This is a genomic window from Ruegeria sp. (genome assembly GCF_965221235.1).
GTDB lineage: Bacteria > Pseudomonadota > Alphaproteobacteria > Rhodobacterales > Rhodobacteraceae > Ruegeria.
Window position 1 is genome coordinate 455,416 of the sequence record NZ_CBDCRS010000004.1, and the last position, 18,710, is coordinate 474,125.

Annotated in this window: 22 protein-coding genes; all 22 read right to left on the reverse strand. The window is 58.6% G+C overall.

Annotation, left to right across the window (positions count from 1 at the left end; genetic code table 11):
* Positions 1–11: 11 nt before the first annotated feature.
* Entirely contained in the window at positions 12–1,556 is a 1,545-nt protein-coding gene (locus tag ACOQOY_RS05295; RefSeq protein WP_420584432.1) for an NADH-quinone oxidoreductase subunit M, read from the reverse strand.
* A complete protein-coding gene (gene nuoL / locus ACOQOY_RS05300; protein WP_420584433.1) occupies positions 1,556–3,706 on the reverse strand; it encodes an NADH-quinone oxidoreductase subunit L in 2,151 nt (716 codons plus the stop codon). Before nuoL ends, ACOQOY_RS05295 begins: the two co-directional genes overlap by 1 nt.
* A 6-nt stretch (positions 3,707–3,712) precedes the next feature.
* On the reverse strand, positions 3,713–4,018 hold the full coding sequence (gene nuoK / locus ACOQOY_RS05305) for an NADH-quinone oxidoreductase subunit NuoK (RefSeq protein ID WP_005984024.1): 306 nt from the start codon (positions 4,016–4,018) through the stop codon (positions 3,713–3,715).
* Positions 4,015–4,587 (reverse strand): hypothetical protein, encoded by a 573-nt coding sequence (locus ACOQOY_RS05310; RefSeq protein ID WP_420584434.1) that lies wholly within the window; start codon positions 4,585–4,587, stop codon positions 4,015–4,017. The genes nuoK and ACOQOY_RS05310 overlap by 4 nt, the downstream gene beginning before the upstream one ends.
* A complete protein-coding gene (locus ACOQOY_RS05315) occupies positions 4,584–5,186 on the reverse strand; it encodes an NADH-quinone oxidoreductase subunit J (protein ID WP_420584435.1) in 603 nt (200 codons plus the stop codon). The genes ACOQOY_RS05310 and ACOQOY_RS05315 overlap by 4 nt, the downstream gene beginning before the upstream one ends.
* Positions 5,183–5,593 carry a carboxymuconolactone decarboxylase family protein gene (locus tag ACOQOY_RS05320; protein ID WP_010442761.1) on the reverse strand — a complete coding sequence of 137 codons (411 nt, stop codon included), beginning with the start codon at positions 5,591–5,593 and terminating at the stop codon, positions 5,183–5,185. The genes ACOQOY_RS05315 and ACOQOY_RS05320 overlap by 4 nt, the downstream gene beginning before the upstream one ends.
* The gene (gene nuoI, locus ACOQOY_RS05325; RefSeq protein ID WP_170397042.1) at positions 5,590–6,084 is read right to left on the reverse strand and encodes an NADH-quinone oxidoreductase subunit NuoI; all 495 of its coding nucleotides are present in this window, start codon (positions 6,082–6,084) and stop codon (positions 5,590–5,592) included. The genes ACOQOY_RS05320 and nuoI overlap by 4 nt, the downstream gene beginning before the upstream one ends.
* Positions 6,085–6,087: 3 nt before the next feature.
* On the reverse strand, positions 6,088–6,744 hold the full coding sequence (locus tag ACOQOY_RS05330; RefSeq protein WP_420584436.1) for a hypothetical protein: 657 nt from the start codon (positions 6,742–6,744) through the stop codon (positions 6,088–6,090).
* The gene (nuoH, locus tag ACOQOY_RS05335; RefSeq protein WP_420584437.1) at positions 6,741–7,778 is read right to left on the reverse strand and encodes an NADH-quinone oxidoreductase subunit NuoH; all 1,038 of its coding nucleotides are present in this window, start codon (positions 7,776–7,778) and stop codon (positions 6,741–6,743) included. Before nuoH ends, ACOQOY_RS05330 begins: the two co-directional genes overlap by 4 nt.
* Positions 7,779–7,973: 195 nt before the next feature.
* The gene (gene nuoG / locus ACOQOY_RS05340; RefSeq protein ID WP_420584438.1) at positions 7,974–9,995 is read right to left on the reverse strand and encodes an NADH-quinone oxidoreductase subunit NuoG; all 2,022 of its coding nucleotides are present in this window, start codon (positions 9,993–9,995) and stop codon (positions 7,974–7,976) included.
* 3 nt (positions 9,996–9,998) lie between these two features.
* The gene (locus tag ACOQOY_RS05345) at positions 9,999–10,403 is read right to left on the reverse strand and encodes a DUF5333 domain-containing protein (protein ID WP_420584439.1); all 405 of its coding nucleotides are present in this window, start codon (positions 10,401–10,403) and stop codon (positions 9,999–10,001) included.
* Between the two features lie 98 nt (positions 10,404–10,501).
* Positions 10,502–10,843: a hypothetical protein gene (locus ACOQOY_RS05350; RefSeq protein ID WP_420584440.1), complete on the reverse strand. Its 342-nt coding sequence runs from the start codon at positions 10,841–10,843 to the stop codon at positions 10,502–10,504.
* Positions 10,844–10,890: 47 nt separating this feature from the next.
* Positions 10,891–11,307, reverse strand: a complete 417-nt coding sequence (locus ACOQOY_RS05355; protein ID WP_420584441.1) for an MAPEG family protein — start codon at positions 11,305–11,307, stop codon at positions 10,891–10,893.
* 5 nt (positions 11,308–11,312) lie between these two features.
* Positions 11,313–12,611 (reverse strand): NADH-quinone oxidoreductase subunit NuoF, encoded by a 1,299-nt coding sequence (gene nuoF / locus ACOQOY_RS05360; RefSeq protein ID WP_170400329.1) that lies wholly within the window; start codon positions 12,609–12,611, stop codon positions 11,313–11,315.
* A gap of 12 nt (positions 12,612–12,623) precedes the next feature.
* Entirely contained in the window at positions 12,624–12,842 is a 219-nt protein-coding gene (locus ACOQOY_RS05365; protein ID WP_420584442.1) for a DUF5337 domain-containing protein, read from the reverse strand.
* Between the two features lie 30 nt (positions 12,843–12,872).
* On the reverse strand, positions 12,873–13,985 hold the full coding sequence (gene nuoE / locus ACOQOY_RS05370; RefSeq protein ID WP_420584443.1) for an NADH-quinone oxidoreductase subunit NuoE: 1,113 nt from the start codon (positions 13,983–13,985) through the stop codon (positions 12,873–12,875).
* Positions 13,985–15,208 carry an NADH-quinone oxidoreductase subunit D gene (locus ACOQOY_RS05375; protein ID WP_420584444.1) on the reverse strand — a complete coding sequence of 408 codons (1,224 nt, stop codon included), beginning with the start codon at positions 15,206–15,208 and terminating at the stop codon, positions 13,985–13,987. Before ACOQOY_RS05375 ends, nuoE begins: the two co-directional genes overlap by 1 nt.
* A 146-nt stretch (positions 15,209–15,354) precedes the next feature.
* The gene (locus tag ACOQOY_RS05380) at positions 15,355–15,957 is read right to left on the reverse strand and encodes an NADH-quinone oxidoreductase subunit C (RefSeq protein ID WP_420584445.1); all 603 of its coding nucleotides are present in this window, start codon (positions 15,955–15,957) and stop codon (positions 15,355–15,357) included.
* An 11-nt stretch (positions 15,958–15,968) separates the two neighbouring features.
* Positions 15,969–16,502, reverse strand: a complete 534-nt coding sequence (locus tag ACOQOY_RS05385; protein WP_170615354.1) for a NuoB/complex I 20 kDa subunit family protein — start codon at positions 16,500–16,502, stop codon at positions 15,969–15,971.
* Complete coding sequence (locus tag ACOQOY_RS05390) at positions 16,493–16,858, reverse strand: NADH-quinone oxidoreductase subunit A (protein ID WP_420584446.1); 366 nt, start codon at positions 16,856–16,858, stop codon at positions 16,493–16,495. Before ACOQOY_RS05390 ends, ACOQOY_RS05385 begins: the two co-directional genes overlap by 10 nt.
* 188 nt (positions 16,859–17,046) lie before the next feature.
* Positions 17,047–17,835, reverse strand: coding sequence for a crotonase/enoyl-CoA hydratase family protein (locus ACOQOY_RS05395; RefSeq protein ID WP_420587213.1), 789 nt, complete (start codon positions 17,833–17,835; stop codon positions 17,047–17,049).
* A gap of 9 nt (positions 17,836–17,844) precedes the next feature.
* Positions 17,845–18,699: a hydroxymethylglutaryl-CoA lyase gene (locus ACOQOY_RS05400; protein WP_420584447.1), complete on the reverse strand. Its 855-nt coding sequence runs from the start codon at positions 18,697–18,699 to the stop codon at positions 17,845–17,847.
* Positions 18,700–18,710: the final 11 nt, after the last annotated feature.

Below are 18,710 nucleotides of genomic sequence, written 5' to 3' on the forward strand. Positions count from 1 at the left end.
CCAAAGCTCCCTTAATGCGAGGCGGCCGTCTGGGTCACGGCCTCAGCCGCGGCCAGAGCCGTGTCATAGTTCGAAATCAGCGCGGCGGTCGAGTTGCCGATCACGTCGGTCACCAACGACGGGTAGACGCCCAACAGAATGGTCATCACGATCAGCGGCGCAAAGATCAGCCGCTCGCGCGAGCTCATGTCGGTCATCGCTTTCAGGCTTTCCTTGATCAGATCGCCAAACACAACGCGGCGGTACAGCCATAGGGCATAGCCCGCCGAGAAGATCACACCGGTCGCAGCCACGGCCGTCACCCAAGTGTTGACCTGGAAGGCGCCCATCAGTGTCAGGAATTCTCCGATAAACCCGGACGTGCCCGGCAGGCCGACGTTCGCCATAGTGAACAGCATGAAGACCAGCGCATAGGCGGGCATCCGAATGACCAGGCCGCCATAAGCCTCGATATCGCGGGTATGCATCCGGTCGTAGATCACGCCGACACACAAGAAGAGCGCCGCCGAAATAAACCCGTGGCTAAGCATTTGGAAGATCGCGCCGTCGATACCCTGCTGGTTCGCCGCAAAGATGCCCATGGTCACAAAGCCCATATGCGCGACCGAGGAATACGCGATCAGTTTCTTCATATCCTCCTGAACCAGCGCCACCAGTGAGGTGTAGACCACGGCAATCGCCGACATCCACAGAACCAGATCGGTCATCACCGCCGACCCCACAGGGAACATCGGCAGGCTGAACCGCAGAAAGCCATAGCCACCCATCTTCAGCAGGATTGCCGCCAGCACAACCGAGCCCGCTGTTGGGGCCTGCACGTGCGCATCGGGCAACCAGGTGTGCACCGGCCACATCGGCATCTTCACCGCGAACGAGGCAAAGAATGCCAGGAACATCAGCGTCTGCATCCCGCCGACCACGTAGATGCCAAGAACACTGAAGCTCTCGGAGGAGAACTGATGGCTCATCAGTGCCTCGATATCCGTGGTGCCCGCATCTGCATACATCGCCACCATCGCCACCAGCATCAGCACCGAGCCGAGGAAAGTGTAGAGGAAGAACTTAAAGCTGGCGTAGATGCGATCCTTGCCGCCCCAGATGCCGATGATCAGGAACATCGGGATCAGGCCCGCTTCGAAGAACAGGTAGAACAGCACCAAATCCAGCGCCATGAACACGCCCAGCATCAGCGTTTCCAACAGCAGGAAGGCGATCATGTATTCCTTGACGCGGTCAGTCACTTGCCAGCTGGCCAGAATGGTCAGCGGCATGATGAATGTGGTCAGCAGCACGAAAAGAACGCTGATGCCGTCCACGCCCATCTTGTACTTCAGGCCCAGCAGCCACTCGCCCTCTTCCACCATCTGGAAGCCAGTGTTGGAGGGATCAAAGCCGGTATAGATGCCGATCGAGACCAGGAACGTCACCGTGGTCGCCACCAGCGCGACCCATTTCGCGTTGCGCTGCGCGGCCGCGTCCTCGCCATGCAGGAACAGGGCAAGAATGCCTGCCGCCACGGCGGGGATAAAGGTGACGATGGAGAGGATATTATCCATTATTGTGCGCCTCCGCCAATCGACATCCAGGTGACAAGGGCCGCGATGCCCAGAACCATCCAGAAGGCGTAAGTAAAGATGTAGCCCGTCTGCGCCTTGCCTGCGAGGCGGGTGAAGAAGGGAACAACGCCCATGGCAACCCCGTTCAGGAACCCGTCAATGGTATTGCCGTCACCGCGTTTCCACAGGAACCGGCCCAGTGCCACGGTGGGTTTGACAAAGACCGCGTCATATATCTCGTCAAAGTACCATTTGTTCAGCAGGAACAGGTACAGCGGGCGCTGGTTCGCAGCCAGACGCGCAGGCAGCGACGTGTTCACCATGTAGAACCAATAGGCCACGACAAATCCCAGCAGCATCGCCACAAAGGGTGAAACCTTGACCCATTTCGGCACCGCATGCGCATCGTCCAGCACGGTGTTGTCCGGCGCCATATAGAGCGCACCCTCACCCGGCTGACCTGCAAAGACATAGTGATGATCGCCATGCGCATCCTTCTTGCCATGCGCGGCATCCTCGCCATGACCCTCATCTGCGTGATCGTCATGCGCCTCATCCGCGTGGCTGTCGTTGGCATGTCCGTCATCAGAATGCGCAGCGTCGCCATGCTCCGAAGCCTCAGCTACTGGAATGCCGTAGAACTTGCCGACCTTGTCTGTGTGACCAAAGAAGTTGTTGTACCAGAGCATACCGGCAAACACCGCGCCCAGCGACAGAACGCCCAGAGGCACCAGCATGACCATCGGGCTTTCATGCGCGTGGTCATGGGTGTGCTTGTCTCCGCGCGGCTCGCCGTAGAAAGTCAGGAAGATCAGACGCCAGCTATAGAACGAAGTGAACACAGCCGCGATGACCAGCATCCAGAAGGCATAGCCCGTACCGCCCGCAAATGCGCTTTCGATGATCGCGTCCTTGGACAAGAACCCGGCAAAACCAAAGGTGGTCAGCGGAATACCCACCCCGGTGATGGCCAGCGTGCCGATCATCATTGCCCAGAACGTATAGGGGATTTTCTTCCGCAACCCGCCATACTCAGTCATCTCCTGCTCGTGGTGCATGGCGTGGATCACCGAACCGGCACCAAGGAACAACAGCGCCTTGAAGAACGCGTGCGTCAGCAAGTGGAACATCGCAGCCGAATACATGCCAACACCGGCGGCCACGAACATGTATCCCAACTGAGAACAGGTCGAATAGGCAATCACGCGTTTGATGTCGGTCTGCACCAGCCCCACGGTCGCTGCAAAGAACGCGGTCGAGGCCCCAAGGAAGGTGATGAACCCGGTTGCCCCCGGCGCGAACTCCATCAGCGGCGACATGCGGCAGACCAGGAAGACACCCGCCGTCACCATGGTCGCAGCGTGGATCAGGGCCGACACAGGCGTCGGGCCTTCCATCGCGTCCGGCAACCAGGTGTGCAGGATCAACTGAGCCGATTTGCCCATGGCGCCGATGAACAGCAGCAAGCAGATCACTTCGATCGCGTTCCACTCACCCCACAGGAAGTGCAGCTGCGTTTCTGCCAGTGTCGGTGCAGAGGCGAAAACGTCCGAGAAATTGATGCTGTCCGTCAGGAAGAAGATCGCGAAGATGCCCAAGGCAAAACCGAAATCCCCAACACGGTTGACGATAAACGCCTTCATCGCGGCAGCATTGGCAGTTGGTTTGCGATAGTAGAACCCGATCAGCAGGTAGGATGCGACGCCCACGCCCTCCCAACCAAAGAACATCTGCACCAGATTGTCCGCCGTCACCAGCATCAGCATGGCGAAGGTGAAGAAGGACAGGTAGGCGAAGAAGCGCGGCTTATAGCTTTCGCCCTCACGCCACTGCGGGTCGTGATCCATGTAGCCAAAGGAATAAAGGTGAACCAGCGCCGAGACGGTCGTCACCACGATCAGCATGATCGCGGTCAGCCGATCCAGACGGATCGCCCAGCTTGTCGACAGCGAGCCGCTTTCGATCCAGCGCAGGATCTCGATCTGTTGGGTCTGGCCGTCAAAGCTCAGGAAGACAATCCACGACAGCAGACAGGCCAAAAACAGCAGGCCCGTGGCAGTCCACATGGCGGCTTTCTCACCGATGAACTTCCAGCCGAACCCGCAGATCAACGCGCCCACGAGCGGGGCAAAGAGGATGGTGGTTTCCATGTTCTCTTACCCCTTCATCATGTTGACGTCTTCAACCGCGATGGTGCCACGGTTGCGGAAGAAGCAGACCAGAATGGCCAGGCCAATCGCCGCCTCAGCCGCCGCAACAGTCAGCACAAACAGCGTAAAGACCTGCCCGACCAGATCGCCGAGGAAACTGGAAAACGCCACGAGGTTGATATTCACCGCCAACAGCATCAACTCGATGCTCATCAGCAGGATGATGACGTTCTTGCGGTTCAGGAAGAGACCGAAGATGCCGATGACGAACAGCGTCGCCGCGACCGTAAGATAGTGTTCAAGTCCGATCATAGCTTCGCTCCTGGCGAGTCGGGGTAGTAGAGTTTGCAGCCGCAAAACGGATTTATTCGGTTTTTTCTTTTAGCCCTGCTCATAAAATCTTCCGAACTGTCCCAATGGTCATAACCTGCCCGTTTGGACAAATTCGCCAAGTCTTCGACCCTCGTGTTAGAGTTTAGTTTGAGCTGACCGCGCGGCGGGTACAAAAGGTCTGCTGAATACAAACCTAAAAAGCCCGCAGTTTCTGGGTCCGGCGGGGTGCAAACACCGCGAATTTGGATGAACTCCTTAGTGTTGCAATCTACAACCATCACACTTTCGCTACGAACGCATGCAGCATCCAACACCAACCGCTGGCCAACACGACCGCCACCAATATTGGCAGCTGAACCGCCATAAAAATCTGAACTCCACCCATCACCCGCGTCGGTGAAGCTACAATCTTTTTTGACTTTGGCTGGTTTATCAAAGTGGATGATCGGCTGTGTCGGTTCGCAATGGCCAACGAGACAAGCAGCGACCGCCACCTCTGAAATCAAAGCTAGAAAAGCCGAAAACCCTAAGATCTTCACAATTTTCACAACCCCTGCCCCGGTTTCACGTCCTTCAACTCCATCGCCTTGGCCGGGTCGCGCATCATCTGGCCGACGATGTCCTGACGCTTGATGTCCTGACGATGGCGCAAGGTCAGTACGATGGCACCGATCATGGCCACCAGCAGGATCAGGCCTGCCAGTTGGAACAGAAGGAAGTATTGATCGTAAAGAATGACGCCGAGCGCCTCGGTGTTGTGGCGATCTGCCGGGATCGGCTGCGCCAAGTTGCCAGCAGCGCCCTGCGCGCTGTCCCAGGCACCGAAGGCCATAACGAACTGCATCAGGATGACCAGACCGATCAGCAGGGCCAGCGGCATATAGCGCGCCATCTCGGCCTTGAGCTCGGCAAAGTCCACGTCCAGCATCATCACCACAAAAAGGAACAAAACCGCGACCGCGCCCACGTAGACGATGATCAGCAGCATTGCCACGAACTCGGCCCCCAGCAGCACGAACAGCCCCGCCGCCGACAGGAAGGACAGGATCAGCCACAGCACCGAGTGCACCGGCTGACGGCTGATCACCGTGAACAGCCCGCCGGTGATGGCGCTGATGGCAAACAGATAGAAGGCAAAGACGGTCATTGATCCTCATCCTCGTTATCGCCCATGACCTCTTGCGCCAGATCCAGCGCGCGGGTCATGGCCGGGATGCCGGCGAAGACCGACATCTGACCGATCGTTTCCACGATCTCTTGTTTCTTGGCACCAGCCTCAAGCGCATGACGCACAGTCTGACGTACAGCCGAATCCGCCTGCGCGCCCTGACAGGTCAGCCCGGCCAGCGTCAGCAGCAGGCGGGTTTTGGCATCCAGCCCGTCCTTGTTGACGGTGTTGCCGAACATCATCTCCATGACCTCTTTGGGCATGGTGGGCCACAACGCCTCGAACCCCTTGGGCGAGAAATTCTCCATCGCCGGGTTCATCGCCTTGGCCATGTCCTGAGCCTGCTTCATCATCAGCTCGAACGGATTTGTCGGGCTGTCACTCATCGGTACGGCGCGTCCATTTCCAGATTGCGGGCGATCTCGGCTTCCCAGCGTTCGCCGTTATCCAGTAGTTTTTGCTTGTCGTAGAACAGTTCTTCGCGGGTTTCCGTGGCAAATTCGAAGTTCGGGCCTTCGACGATAGCATCCACTGGGCAGGCCTCTTGGCAGAAGCCGCAATAGATGCATTTGGTCATATCGATGTCATAGCGCGTGGTGCGGCGGCTGCCGTCTTCGCGCGGTTCGGCGTCGATGGTTATGGCCTGCGCCGGACAAATCGCCTCGCAGAGTTTGCAGGCGATGCAGCGTTCCTCGCCGTTCGGGTAACGGCGCAGGGCGTGCTCACCGCGGAAGCGCGGGGACAGAGGGCCTTTTTCGTGCGGGTAGTTCACGGTGGCCTTGGGGGCGAAAAAGTACTTCAGCCCCAGCTTCATGCCGACCCAGAAGTCTTGCAGCAGGAAATACTTGGCAGCGCGGGTGTAGTCGATTTGGGTCATGGCCTAAAACGTCCTCTCGAACGGCATCTCGAATTTCTCCTCGCACTGCCCGATCGTATCTTGCAAAACAACATTCAATTGGGTTTCAGCATCTTTGGATTCTGGCGCAATTTCCAAAATACGACGACTGGCCTCACGCCACCGAAAACACTCGGCTTGGTCCAAAGCCCCAAACACGAAATCAGCAGAGGAGTATTCCGGACCTTCGCCGCCGTCTTCCGCAGGCACGGAAAGCATCAACCCTTCAATCAAATCACGGTCTTCTTGGGACAACCAAAGGCAATCTGAAAGCTCCAATAGGGCTTTGTTAGCAACTACCAACTGTTCTGAAACGGGTTGGTTATTTCTTATCGCCACCATAATTTCTGTTAGACGGGCTACCTGAAAGGCACTCACAACCGACCACGAACCAAATTTGTCGAAAGCCCGATGCTGATCTTCGGGAAGCTCGGGATCCTGCTCGATTTTCGCCTCGAACAATTGCTTGGTGGCAAGCACTTCAGCCACGAGCAATGCTTCTACCTGCGGCGCGCAATAATGCTGAGCCGTTTCCAAATAGTTCTGCTCCCACGTGATTTCATCACCACCGGCGTAAAGCGCAGAAACGCTCGCTATCAGAATGGCGCTGGTTGTCAGAGAGTATCTAATACGCTTCCTCATCCCCCCACGCTCCAACGCGCGAATGCGCCCCAGAACCAGTCGAATTTCGCCGCGAAGGCCACGAAAACCACCCAGGCCAGCGAGAAGGGCAGGAACACTTTCCAGCCCAACCGCATCAGCTGGTCATAGCGGTAGCGAGGCGTGATCGCTTTGACCATCGCAAAGAGGAAGAAGAAGAACGCCATCTTGGCGACCATCCACAGCACGCCGTCCGGCAGGCCGGGGATCGGCGACAGCCAGCCGCCGAAGAACAGCAGCGACGTCAGCGCGCACATCAGGAAGATGGCGATGTATTCGCCCGCCATGAACAGCAGGAAGGGTGTGGCCGAATATTCGACCTGATAACCGGCGACCAGTTCCGATTCCGCCTCGGGCAGGTCAAACGGCGGGCGATTTGTCTCGGCCAGTGCCGAGATAAAGAACAGGAACACCATCGGGAAATGCGGCAGCCAGTACCAGCTGAAGAACCCGAACGAGCCGTCCTGCGCGCGCACGATGTCGCCAAAGTTCATCGACCCGGTTGAGATGATTACACCGATAATGATCAGGCCGATGGACACTTCGTAGGAAATCATCTGCGCCGCAGAGCGCAGCGAGCCGAGGAAGGGGTACTTTGAGTTCGACGCCCAACCACCCATAATCACGCCATAAACTTCCAGCGACGACACAGCGAACACATAGAGGATTGCGACGTTCAGATCGGACAGGACCCAGCCATCGTTGAACGGGATCACCGCCCAGGCGATCATGGCCAGAACAAAGCTGGTCAGGGGTGCGAGGATGAATACCGTGCGGTCAGCCCCGGCGGGGATGACCACCTCTTTCACCACATATTTCAGCGCGTCGGCCACCGATTGCAGCAGGCCATATGCGCCCACCACGTTGGGTCCGCGACGCATCTGGACCGCGGCCCAGATCTTGCGGTCGCCATAGACGAGGAACAACAGCGAGATCATCACAAAGGCAACAACGGCAAGCACTTGCGCCAAGATGATGATGGCTATTCCGCCTGGGGTGTTAAAGAAATCAGCCATTGGTCCTCACACCGTGGGTATTCCGTTTTCCGCGTGCGATGCAAAGGCCAGATGCCTGCGCATTCAGCGGCTGGGTCGGCGCGTTGGTGTAAACAGCATATGCCGCCACAGCGCCACCCTTTTTGTTGCGTTCCACGCGCATTTCTTTGTCCCCTTCAACAGAGGCGTCAAAGTGCGATATGAAACTGGTCTTGATCATTCGGCCGCGATCTTCTCGGCCTTACGGGCCTGAGCCTGCGCGGACAGTTCCGCCATCAGCTGCGAAGCGCGCGCGATCGGGTTGGTCAGGTAGAAATCCTTGACCGTATTGCGGAAGGTTGCCTTGCCCAGCGGGCCAGCGTCCAGCGCTTGCACCTCGTTCTCGATAACTTCGTCAATGCGCGCCAGATGCGGTACCGCTTCGATCAAGCCAGTACGCAGTTGCGCCAGCGAGTCATAAGGCAGCGTCGCGCCAAGCTCAGCCGACAAAGCCCGCAGGATCGCCCAGTTTTCTTTAGCCTCACCCGGCGCAAACCCGGCACGCATCGCCAATTGCGGGCGGCCTTCAGTGTTCACGAACAGGCCGTTTTCCTCGGTGTAAGCGGCGCCCGGCAGGATCACATCCGCACGATGCGCGCCACGGTCGCCATGGCTGCCCTGATAGATCACAAAGGCACCCTCACCGATTTCGATCTCATCGGCACCGAGGTTATAGATCACGTCAGCAGCGCTGATCGCATCCATGCCACTTTCATTGGTGGCATCTACGTCCATCGCCCCCACACGCGAGGCTGCGGTATGCAAGACGATCAGGCCGCTGTCTGTATTGGCAGCGATGGCTTGCGCCGCGGCTAGTACAGCGAAACCGTCGGCCTCTTGCAGCGCGCCCTGCCCCACAATGACCAGCGAGGCCTTGGCCTTGATTTCGTCATCACCGCCCATATCAACGACTTTTTGCAGAGCCGCGCGGTCATCACCCATATGGTGATAATCATAGGTCAGATCGACTGCCGGACCGACCAGTGCCACTTCGGCACCATGCGCCCAGGCTTTTCGAATGCGCGCGTTCAGAACCGGAGCCTCTTCACGCGGGTTGGTGCCGATCATCAGGATACGTTCAGCGCTGTCGATGTCTTCTATCGCCGCCGTCCCCGCATAGGCACCACGGTTGCCCGCAGGCAGCTTGGCCCCGTCGGTGCGGCATTCGACAACACCACCCTGCCCTTCGATCATCTGTTTCAGCGCAAATGCAGCCTCAACCGGGGCCAGATCACCGACGATGCCAGCTGGTTTCTCAGCACCCTTCAGCGCCTCAGCCGCCTTGGTCAGCGCTTCGGGCCATGAGGCCGGGCGCAGTTTGCCGTTTTCGCGCACGTAAGGCTTGTCCAGACGCTGACGGCGCAGCCCGTCCCAGACAAAGCGGGTCTTGTCGCTGATCCATTCCTCGTTCACGCCGTCATGGTTCCGTGGCAGGAACCGCATCACTTCGCGCCCCTTGGTATCCACGCGGATGTTCGAGCCCAAAGCATCCATTACGTCGACGCTTTCGGTCTTGGTCAGTTCCCACGGGCGGGCAGTGAAGGCATATGGCTTGGACGTCAGCGCACCAACCGGACACAGATCAATGATGTTGCCCTGAAGGTTCGAATCCAGCGTCTGGTTCAGATATGAGGTGATCTCGGCATCCTCGCCACGCCCGGTCTGACCCATCTGAGTAATCCCGGCGACCTCGGTTGTGAAACGCACACAGCGCGTGCAGCTGATGCAGCGCGTCATCGCGGTCCCGACCAGCGGCCCCAGATCCAGATCATCGACGGCCCGCTTGGCCTCTTTGAAACGAGACCCGGAAACGCCATAAGCCATCGCCTGATCCTGAAGATCACATTCCCCACCCTGATCGCAGATCGGGCAATCCAGCGGGTGGTTGATCAGAAGGAACTCCATCACGCCTTCGCGGGCCTTCTTGACCATAGGCGAGTTCGTCTTGACCTCGGGCGGCTGACCTTCCGGTCCCGGGCGCAGGTCGCGGACCTGCATCGCGCAGGACGCGGCTGGTTTCGGCGGACCTCCTACAACCTCGACCAGACACATCCGGCAGTTCCCGGCGATCGACAGACGCTCGTGATAGCAGAAGCGCGGCACCTCGACCCCAGCCTCTTCACAGGCCTGGATCAGGGTCATTGCGCCATCGACTTCGATTTCCTGCCCGTCGATATTCACTTTGCGGAGGTCAGACATGGTCTAGTTCGCCCTCAAATACACGCCAATGGCGCTGTTTCTTTCGATTTCCTTCTGCCCCAACGTGCAGAAAGTATTGGGGTTGTCGTAGGAAACGCCGTGTTGGGCCAGATACGCCTCGCCCTTGGCGCGCATCCGGTCCTTTTCGGCGTCCGACTCCACGTAGGCCCGGATTTCCTTGTCCGAATACCCCAGTTTGTGTGCTTGAGACCGCAGGTCCCACATCACGCCAATCGCCTTCAGACGCCGACCGCTGATCGAGGGGCAGACCTCCGAAATCTCATTTGCGATGGCGATGTAATAGAGTTGGTCGTCAATCTCTTTGACATCGCGCAAAGGCGGTTTTGCCTCGGCCACGGTGGGCAGCGCCAATACGGCCAACAGCGCGAGCGAATTGATTCCAGTCATGACAAGTCCTTTCGTCTTGGGAAACCCAAGACGACCGGCAGCCGGGGCGCTATGCAATAACATCCCGCGCAACATGGCGTGATATGCAAAAAACCGCGTCATGGTCGCTGGCAAACCCCTGCAAAGGTCAGCTTGTCATCCGTGATGCGCAGATTCTGAGGCTCGGTATCAGGACCCACAGTCCATACGATACGAGACGAGCCAAAATTGGAGATACAGAACTTGGTGCCTTCATACCGACCCGCCTCGCGCGCGCCGTCCAGCGACGCAGAAACACCGTTTACAACAACCGTGAACTCGGTCGGTGACGCCTTTTTGTCGACAGGTTTCGCTTTCGCCCGGAAATACTGACCGTCAAAGAACACCCGATCGCTGGAGGACGTGACAGTCCCACATGCCGAAACCAACGTCAGCACGACCGCTGCGCCCAGTTGGGGCAACCGACGCCTCAGGCGCAGGACCGCCCGAATATTCCTGCAAGCGCCCATCAAAACGCCGCCACCAGTGCCATGAGACCCATCACGAACATGCAAGCCCAGCCAACAACATACAGGACCGAGCGCAAACCGGCATTGGGTTTGCCAATACCCCGCAGATGAACGAACAACATCACCAGACGCGCAACCAGCGCGACCGAGGCGAGAAGGTTCACCCAAAACGGGCTGACCCCCATCAAAATAGCCGCGACAGTAACCGTCAGATATGCGGGCAATGTCTCGGTGCCGTTCAGATAGGCCCGGTTCAGGCGATACGCCTTGTCGTCATAGTCCTGCTCGGGCGTAGCGCCCGGAGCCAGACCTTTGCCCTGTTTTGCCAGAGCGCTGAATGGTGACATGAACAGCACCACCAGCGTGAAAATCACCACCGAGGCAATTGCATGGCCATATTCTGTGAAAACGTCCATCGGGTTTACTCCGCCGCCATCGCACCCATACGGCCCGATTTCTGAGCCTTGATGCGGTCTTCGATCTCTTCCCGGAAATTACGGATCAGGCCCTGAATCGGCCAGGCGGCCGCATCGCCAAGGGCACAGATCGTGTGGCCTTCGACCTGTTTGGTCACGTCGAACAGCATGTCGATCTCTTCCAACTCGGCCTCACCGCGCACCAGGCGATCCATCACGCGCATCATCCAACCGGTGCCTTCGCGACAGGGCGTGCACTGACCACAGCTTTCGTGTTTGTAGAATTTCGACAGACGCCAGATCGCTTTGATGATGTCCGTAGACTTGTCCATCACGATAACCGCTGCCGTCCCAAGGCCTGAGCCCAGATCGTTGCGCAGATAGTCGAAATCCATGATCGCATCGCGCATGTTCTCACCGCGCACACATGGAACCGAGGACCCGCCCGGAATAACCGCCAGCAGGTTGTCCCAACCGCCGCGAATACCGCCACAATGGGTCTCGATCAGGTCTTCGAAGGAAATCGACATCGCCTCTTCGACGACGCAGGGGTTGTTCACATGGCCCGAGATTGCAAACAGCTTGGTGCCTGCGTTGTTCTGACGACCGAAACCAGCGAACCAGTCGGCACCCCGGCGCAGAATGGTGGGCACAACGGCAATGGACTCCACATTGTTCACAGTAGTCGGGCAGCCATAAAGGCCAGCGCCTGCCGGGAACGGAGGCTTCATCCGCGGCATGCCTTTCTTGCCCTCAAGGCTTTCGATCAGGGCGGTTTCTTCGCCGCAGATATAAGCGCCGGCGCCGTGATGCAGGAACAGGTCGAAGTCCCAGCCCGAACCCGCCGCGTTCTTGCCCAGCAGCCCGGCGTCATAGGCCTCATCAATCGCGGCCTGCAACGCCTCGCGCTCACGGATGTATTCGCCGCGCAGGTAAATATAGCAGGTATGCGCATTCATCGCGAAAGAGGCGATCAGGCACCCTTCGATCAACGTGTGCGGATCATGGCGCATGATCTCGCGATCTTTGCAGGTACCCGGCTCGGATTCATCAGCGTTCACAACCAGATAAGCAGGGCGACCGTCGCTTTCCTTAGGCATAAACGACCATTTCAGACCGGTCGGAAAACCCGCGCCACCACGACCACGCAGGCCCGAGTCCTTCATCGTCTGGATGATCCAGTCGCGACCCTTCTCGATCAGGCCAGCGGTGCCGTCCCAATGCCCACGCGCCTGCGCGCCCTTCAGCGTGCGCTCGTGCATCCCGTAGATGTTGGTAAAGATCCGGTCCTGATCCTTCAGCATCGCGTGTTACCTTCAGCTGTCCTGACGCATGCGCCAGAGTTGAAAAATGTTGACGCCCGCATAAATGAACCCTGCCAGAGCGGCAAAATCAAAAAGCAGCGCATACCGGCCCGGCAGTCCCAACTGCGGACCGACAAAAGACATCACAAGCCAAAGGATCATCGTCACGGCAATGACGATGCCTATATGACGGCCCTTTCGGGCTATGGCCTGTTCCTTGTCCTTATCCATCTCATCCCGATGCCCCTACGGGCACCTGTCTTAATCTTCGTAGGTGCCGTCTTCCTTGGCACGTTTGGCGAATTCGGTTTCCTCACCTGCCGCCAGTTTTCCAGCCTGTTCGATCCAGCCGTCCCGCTCGATCCGCCCCTTGAACTTGAGGCGAGCATCGACCCAGGCCACGTGTTCCGAAGTCCAGGCCGCAATCTGATCGTAGTGGTAGAAACCCAGCTCATTCAGCGTCTCTTCCAGCTTCGGCCCGACACCTTTGAGCAGCTTGAGATCATCTGCCTTGCCACCGCGCGGCTCGGTCAGGGTCTCGGGCTGGTCTTCCTTGACCGTTTCGACTTTGGCTTTGGCCTCTTCGGCCTGCTTGACGGCAGGTTTCGGAGCTTCAGGCGCTTTGGGAGGTTTGGCGGCAGCCGACGCACCGGCCTGCTTGCCATCCTTACCCAGCCACGGGGTCAGGATCGGCACCTCGGTCCCATCAATCCGCTTGACCGTATCGCCCAGATCACTCGCCAGTTCGACACTGGCGTTATACTGGGGCTTGCCGGCCTCGTATTCATTCAGACTGCTGAGGCCGCTCAGCGGTTCTGCCGCGTACCGCCCGTTTTGCGGACCGGGCGTTGGCACCTTACCGGCAGACAGGTCGTCGATAATCTTGCCAAAACTCTCGGCGGTCAGGTCTTCGTAGTAATCCTTGCCGATCTGCGCCATCGGAGCATTGGTGCAGGACCCTAGGCATTCAACCTCTTCCCAGCTCAGCTTGCCATCTGCCGACAAAGCATGCGGTTTGGCCGCAATCTTTTCCTTGCAGACAGCGATCAGATCCTCAGCACCGCAGATCATGCAGGACGTGGTGCCACAAACCTGAATATGCGCAACAGAACCAACTGGTTGCAACTGAAACATAAAGTAGAATGAAGCCACTTCGAGCACACGAATATAGGCCATGCCCAGCATGTCGGCGACGGACTCAATCGCCGGACGGCTCAGCCATCCCTCTTGCTCTTGCGCGCGCCACAGCAGAGGGATCACCGCGCTGGCCTGACGGCCTTCGGGGTATTTGGTGATCTGCGCTTCGGCCCATTGCTGGTTGGCAGCGGTGAAGGCAAAGCTTTCGGGTTGTTCGGGGTGAAGGCGGCGGAGCATTAGCGGTCAATCTCTCCAAATACGACATCCATGGTGCCGATGATGGCGGCGACGTCAGCCAGTTGGTGGCCCTTGGCGACGTGGTCCATGGCTTGCAGGTGCAGGAACCCCGGCGCGCGCAGTTTGGCGCGGTACGGTTTGTTGGTGCCGTCGGCGACCAGATAGACGCCGAATTCACCCTTGGGGGCCTCGACGGCGGCGTAAACCTCGCCCGCAGGGACGTGGAAGCCTTCGGTATAGAGCTTGAAGTGATGGATCAGGCTCTCCATCGAGGTCTTCATGTCCGAGCGTTTGGGCGGAGTGATCTTGCCACGCGCCAGAACGTCGCCGGGGCATTCGCGGATTTTGGCGATGGCCTGCCGGATGATCAGCAGCGACTGGCGCATCTCTTCCATGCGGCAGAGATAGCGGTCATAGCAATCGCCGTTCTTGCCGACGGGAATCTGGAACTCGAACTCATCGTAGCATTCATAGGGCTGCGCGCGGCGCAGGTCCCAGGCCAGACCCGACCCGCGCACCATCACGCCCGAGAAGCCGTATTTCTGGATGTCATCTTCGGTCACGACACCAATATCGGCGTTGCGCTGTTTGAAGATGCGGTTTTCGGTCAGAAGACCGTCGATGTCGTATAGAACGGCGGGGAATTCGTGGCTCCACGCTTCGATATCATCAAGCAGCTCGGGCGGCAGGTCTTGGTGCACACCGCCGGGACGGAAATAGGCGGCGTGCAGGCGAGCCCCGCAGGCACGCTCATAGAACACCATCAGCTTTTCACGTTCCTCGAAACCCCAAAGCGGCGGGGTCAGCGCACCCACATCCATCGCCTGCGTGGTCACGTTCAGCAGGTGGTTCAGGATACGCCCGATCTCGGAATACAGAACGCGGATCAGCGAACCCCGACGCGGCACTTCAACCCCGGTCAATTTCTCAATCGCCAGACACCAGGCGTGTTCCTGATTCATCGGCGCCACGTAATCCAGACGGTCGAAATACGGCAGGTTTTGCAGATACGTCCGGCTTTCCATCAGCTTTTCGGTGCCACGGTGCAGCAGGCCGATATGTGGATCGCAACGCTCGACGATCTCACCGTCCAGCTCAAGCACAAGACGCAGAACCCCGTGCGCCGCAGGGTGTTGCGGGCCGAAGTTGATGTTGAAGTTGCGGATCTTCTGTTCTCCGCTCAGCGCGTCCGTGCTGCCGTCATCGTATCTTGAGCCGTCCATCACCGCCCTCGTTTCTTCTTCGCTTCGGCCCGGACTCGGACCTTTTCGGCCTCGGCCGCCTTGGCAGCAGCCCCAGCAAGCAAAATCCCAAGCGCCCCGAGTATGATCAGTTCTCCCAACATCTCAGCAACGCTCCATCATCGGTTTCAGCTTTCCTGCTTTTCATCGCCCGGAAGGATGTAATTCGCACCTTCCCACGGGGACATGAAATCAAACTGACGGTATTCCTGCACCAGTGACACGGGTTCGTAGACCACGCGCTTTTGCGCTTCGTCATAGCGGACCTCGGTGTAGCCCGTGGTCGGGAAATCCTTGCGCAACGGATAACCGCGGAAACCATAGTCGGTCAGGATGCGCCGCAGGTCCGGGTGGCCCGAGAACAGGATGCCGAACATGTCGAACACCTCACGCTCGAACCAGTTGGCCGAGGGGTGAACGTCTACGATCGAAGGCACCATATCCTCTTCGCGGATCGAGACCCGCAGGCGGATGCGTTGGTTCTGGTACATCGACAGGAAGTGATAGACCACGTCGAACCGTTTGGCCCGTTCGGGGTAATCGACGCCAGTGATGTCCACCAAAGTCGAGAACTTGCAATTCTGGTCGGATTTCAAGAATTCAATGAATTCCACCAGATTTGACGGGGCAACATCGACGTTCAGCTCACCATGGGTGACATCCCAGGAGAGGACACAGTCCGCCCGCTTCAGTTCCAGCTGTGTGCCGAGTTCTTTGAGTGCTTCGCTCATCAGCTCTCTCCTCAGCGTACGATCGTGCCGGTACGGCGGATTTTGCGTTGCAGCTGCATCAGGCCGTAGAGCAGCGCCTCAGCTGTCGGAGGGCAGCCCGGCACATAAATGTCCACCGGAACGATGCGGTCGCAGCCACGTACTACTGAATACGAATAGTGGTAATAACCACCGCCATTCGCACAGGACCCCATTGAGATCACATAGCGCGGCTCGGGCATCTGGTCGTAGACCTTACGCAGCGCCGGGGCCATCTTGTTGGTCAGGGTTCCCGCCACGATCATCACGTCCGACTGACGTGGGGAGGCACGCGGCGCGATGCCAAACCGTTCCGCATCGTAACGCGGCATCGAGGTGTGCATCATTTCAACCGCACAGCAGGCCAGACCAAAGGTCATCCAGTGCAGAGATCCGGTGCGGGCCCAGTTGATGATGTCCTCGGACGAGGTCAGCAGGAAGCCTTTATCCTGAAGCTCGGCATTCAGGGCCTGGGTGGCGACTTCTTTATCGACGCCAGCGGTGTTTGCGCCCGTCATCACTCCCATTCCAAGGCCCCCTTCTTCCATTCATAGGCAAAGCCGATGGTCAGAACGCCCAGGAACACCATCATGGACCAGAAACCCACATCGCTGACGTCCTTGAAGCCGACGGCCCACGGGAACAGGAAGGCGATTTCCAGATCGAAGATGATGAAGAGAATCGAGACCAGATAGAATCGGACGTCGAATTTCATCCGCGCATCGTCGAAGGCGTTGAACCCACACTCATATGCGCTGACCTTTTCGGGGTCGGGATTGCGAACTGCCAGAACCACAGCCGCTAGAATCAGGACGATTCCAAGGCCTACAGCAACGGCCAGAAACACCAGGATCGGGAGGTACTCCCGCAACAGGTCTTCCACGAATAGCTCCTTTCCTGCGCATATCCCAATTGGGCGCGCCGTCAATTGGCGTGTTGACTGGACATTCTCTATCCGCGCGGGGTCAGAGGGTCAACCGAACACAAAGGCGCAGGGGCTTAATATTGCACTTGCTATCAACGCCCATCCGGTGGCGGTGATTCCTATCGCAAACGTGATGTGGCTATCGTCTAAACCTTACTAATCCATGCAGGTTTTCTTTTGTCAAAGAAAGCACTGATGCCTTCCTGCGCTTCTGCCGTTTCCCAACGATCTACAAGCGCCCGGATCGTCTGGTCGATCACTTGGTCGTCGATGGTCGGGCTCAGGGATTGCACCAGACCTTTGGCCATGGCCACTGCCCCCGGCGCACAGGACAGATAGGGCAGGATTTCAGCTTCAACTGCTTTGTCCAGTTCCGGCGCAGGGACCGCTTTGGCCAACAATCCAAGCTCTACGGCCTCTGCCGCCTCAAAAATACGCGCAGACATAAAGACGCGCCGCGCCCGCGCCGCGCCCATTCGGGCGACGACATATGGCCCGATGGTCGCGGGGATCAGGCCAAGCTTTGTTTCGGTCAGGCCCATCCTTGCAGTCTCGACTCCAATGGCCACATCGCAGACCGCAGCCAACCCGACGCCACCCCCAAAGGCGTTGCCCTGAACTGCCCCAATCAATGGTCGCGGCATCGTGTTCAATGCCTGCAACATCTCGGCCAGTTTACGTGCCTCGGCAAAGCGGGTTGCAGGGTCGGCAGCCATTTGATCCTGCATCCACCCCAGATCGCCGCCTGCGCAAAAGCTTTTGCCCGAACCGGTCAGCACGACCGCGCGCACGGCCTCGTCCCCACCCAACTGCGCAGCAGCTTGGGTGAGTTCCGCAATCATCTGCGCCGACATCGCGTTGTGCTTGTCCGCTCGGTCGAGCGTCAAAGTCGCCACGCCGCGCGCGTCAGTTGTTACCGAGATCGTTTCAAACATCGCCATCCCTCATTCCGGTCGTAAGTCGCGCGCCATCTGGGCCGCTTCTTCCACAACGGCCAATTCCAGCCCGGTCTCATAGCCCAACCGTTCCAGATGCGCGACCACGGCTTCGGTTGCGACATTCCCGGCGGCGCCGGGCGCATAAGGGCATCCGCCCAAACCACCCACTGCCGCATCAAAGCTGCGTACGCCCAGCGCAAGCGCTGAGTCGATATTGTCGATGGCCCGCCCGTTCGTGTCGTGAAAATGCCCCGCCAAACGCGTAACAGGCACGCGATCCCGCACCGCAAGCAACATATGAGCGATCGTGTCCGGCGTCCCCTTACCGATCGTGTCGCCCAAGGACACTTCATAACACCCCAGCGCAAACAGCTTGTCGGCCACCTCGGCCACTTTTTCAGGCGGGGTTGGACCGTCATAGGGGCAATCTGTCACGCAAGAGACATAGCCCCGCACCGGCAGATCAATGTGCCGCGCCGCCTCAAGGATCGGTGTGAACCGTTCGATGGACTCGGCAATCGACGCATTGATATTGGCCTTCGAGAACCCCTCGGACGCCGAGGCAAACACCGCAATCTCATCCGCCTTGGCCGCCAAGGCTTCCTCATACCCCCGCATATTCGGCGTCAGAGCGGCATAGCGCACCCCGTCGGCCCGCGTGATCCCCGCCAGCACCTCGGCGCTGCCCGCCATCTGCGGCACCCACTTAGGCGACACAAAGCTCGCCACCTCGATGCGGCTGAACCCGGCGCGGCTGAGACAATCGACCAGTGCCACTTTCTCGGCCACCGAAATCTCGCGCTGCTCGTTTTGCAGGCCGTCACGCGGCCCAACCTCGAAAATTTCGACCCGCTCGCCCATGTCAGCGCTCC

What these genes read in the sequence shown, in the direction of transcription:
- ACOQOY_RS05295 (WP_420584432.1), bottom strand. Translation starts at nt 1,556, where the DNA reads ATGGATAATATCCTCTCCATCGTCACCTTTATCCCCGCCGTGGCGGCA.
- nuoL (WP_420584433.1), bottom strand. Translation starts at nt 3,706, where the DNA reads ATGGAAACCACCATCCTCTTTGCCCCGCTCGTGGGCGCGTTGATCTGC.
- nuoK (WP_005984024.1), bottom strand. Translation starts at nt 4,018, where the DNA reads ATGATCGGACTTGAACACTATCTTACGGTCGCGGCGACGCTGTTCGTC.
- ACOQOY_RS05315 (WP_420584435.1), bottom strand. Translation starts at nt 5,186, where the DNA reads ATGACCGTCTTTGCCTTCTATCTGTTTGCCATCAGCGCCATCACCGGC.
- ACOQOY_RS05320 (WP_010442761.1), bottom strand. Translation starts at nt 5,593, where the DNA reads ATGAGTGACAGCCCGACAAATCCGTTCGAGCTGATGATGAAGCAGGCT.
- nuoI (WP_170397042.1), bottom strand. Translation starts at nt 6,084, where the DNA reads ATGACCCAAATCGACTACACCCGCGCTGCCAAGTATTTCCTGCTGCAA.
- ACOQOY_RS05330 (WP_420584436.1), bottom strand. Translation starts at nt 6,744, where the DNA reads ATGAGGAAGCGTATTAGATACTCTCTGACAACCAGCGCCATTCTGATA.
- nuoH (WP_420584437.1), bottom strand. Translation starts at nt 7,778, where the DNA reads ATGGCTGATTTCTTTAACACCCCAGGCGGAATAGCCATCATCATCTTG.
- nuoG (WP_420584438.1), bottom strand. Translation starts at nt 9,995, where the DNA reads ATGTCTGACCTCCGCAAAGTGAATATCGACGGGCAGGAAATCGAAGTC.
- ACOQOY_RS05345 (WP_420584439.1), bottom strand. Translation starts at nt 10,403, where the DNA reads ATGACTGGAATCAATTCGCTCGCGCTGTTGGCCGTATTGGCGCTGCCC.
- ACOQOY_RS05355 (WP_420584441.1), bottom strand. Translation starts at nt 11,307, where the DNA reads ATGGACGTTTTCACAGAATATGGCCATGCAATTGCCTCGGTGGTGATT.
- nuoF (WP_170400329.1), bottom strand. Translation starts at nt 12,611, where the DNA reads ATGCTGAAGGATCAGGACCGGATCTTTACCAACATCTACGGGATGCAC.
- ACOQOY_RS05365 (WP_420584442.1), bottom strand. Translation starts at nt 12,842, where the DNA reads ATGGATAAGGACAAGGAACAGGCCATAGCCCGAAAGGGCCGTCATATA.
- nuoE (WP_420584443.1), bottom strand. Translation starts at nt 13,985, where the DNA reads ATGCTCCGCCGCCTTCACCCCGAACAACCCGAAAGCTTTGCCTTCACC.
- ACOQOY_RS05375 (WP_420584444.1), bottom strand. Translation starts at nt 15,208, where the DNA reads ATGGACGGCTCAAGATACGATGACGGCAGCACGGACGCGCTGAGCGGA.
- ACOQOY_RS05380 (WP_420584445.1), bottom strand. Translation starts at nt 15,957, where the DNA reads ATGAGCGAAGCACTCAAAGAACTCGGCACACAGCTGGAACTGAAGCGG.
- ACOQOY_RS05385 (WP_170615354.1), bottom strand. Translation starts at nt 16,502, where the DNA reads ATGGGAGTGATGACGGGCGCAAACACCGCTGGCGTCGATAAAGAAGTC.
- ACOQOY_RS05395 (WP_420587213.1), bottom strand. Translation starts at nt 17,835, where the DNA reads ATGTTTGAAACGATCTCGGTAACAACTGACGCGCGCGGCGTGGCGACT.
- ACOQOY_RS05400 (WP_420584447.1), bottom strand. Translation starts at nt 18,699, where the DNA reads ATGGGCGAGCGGGTCGAAATTTTCGAGGTTGGGCCGCGTGACGGCCTG.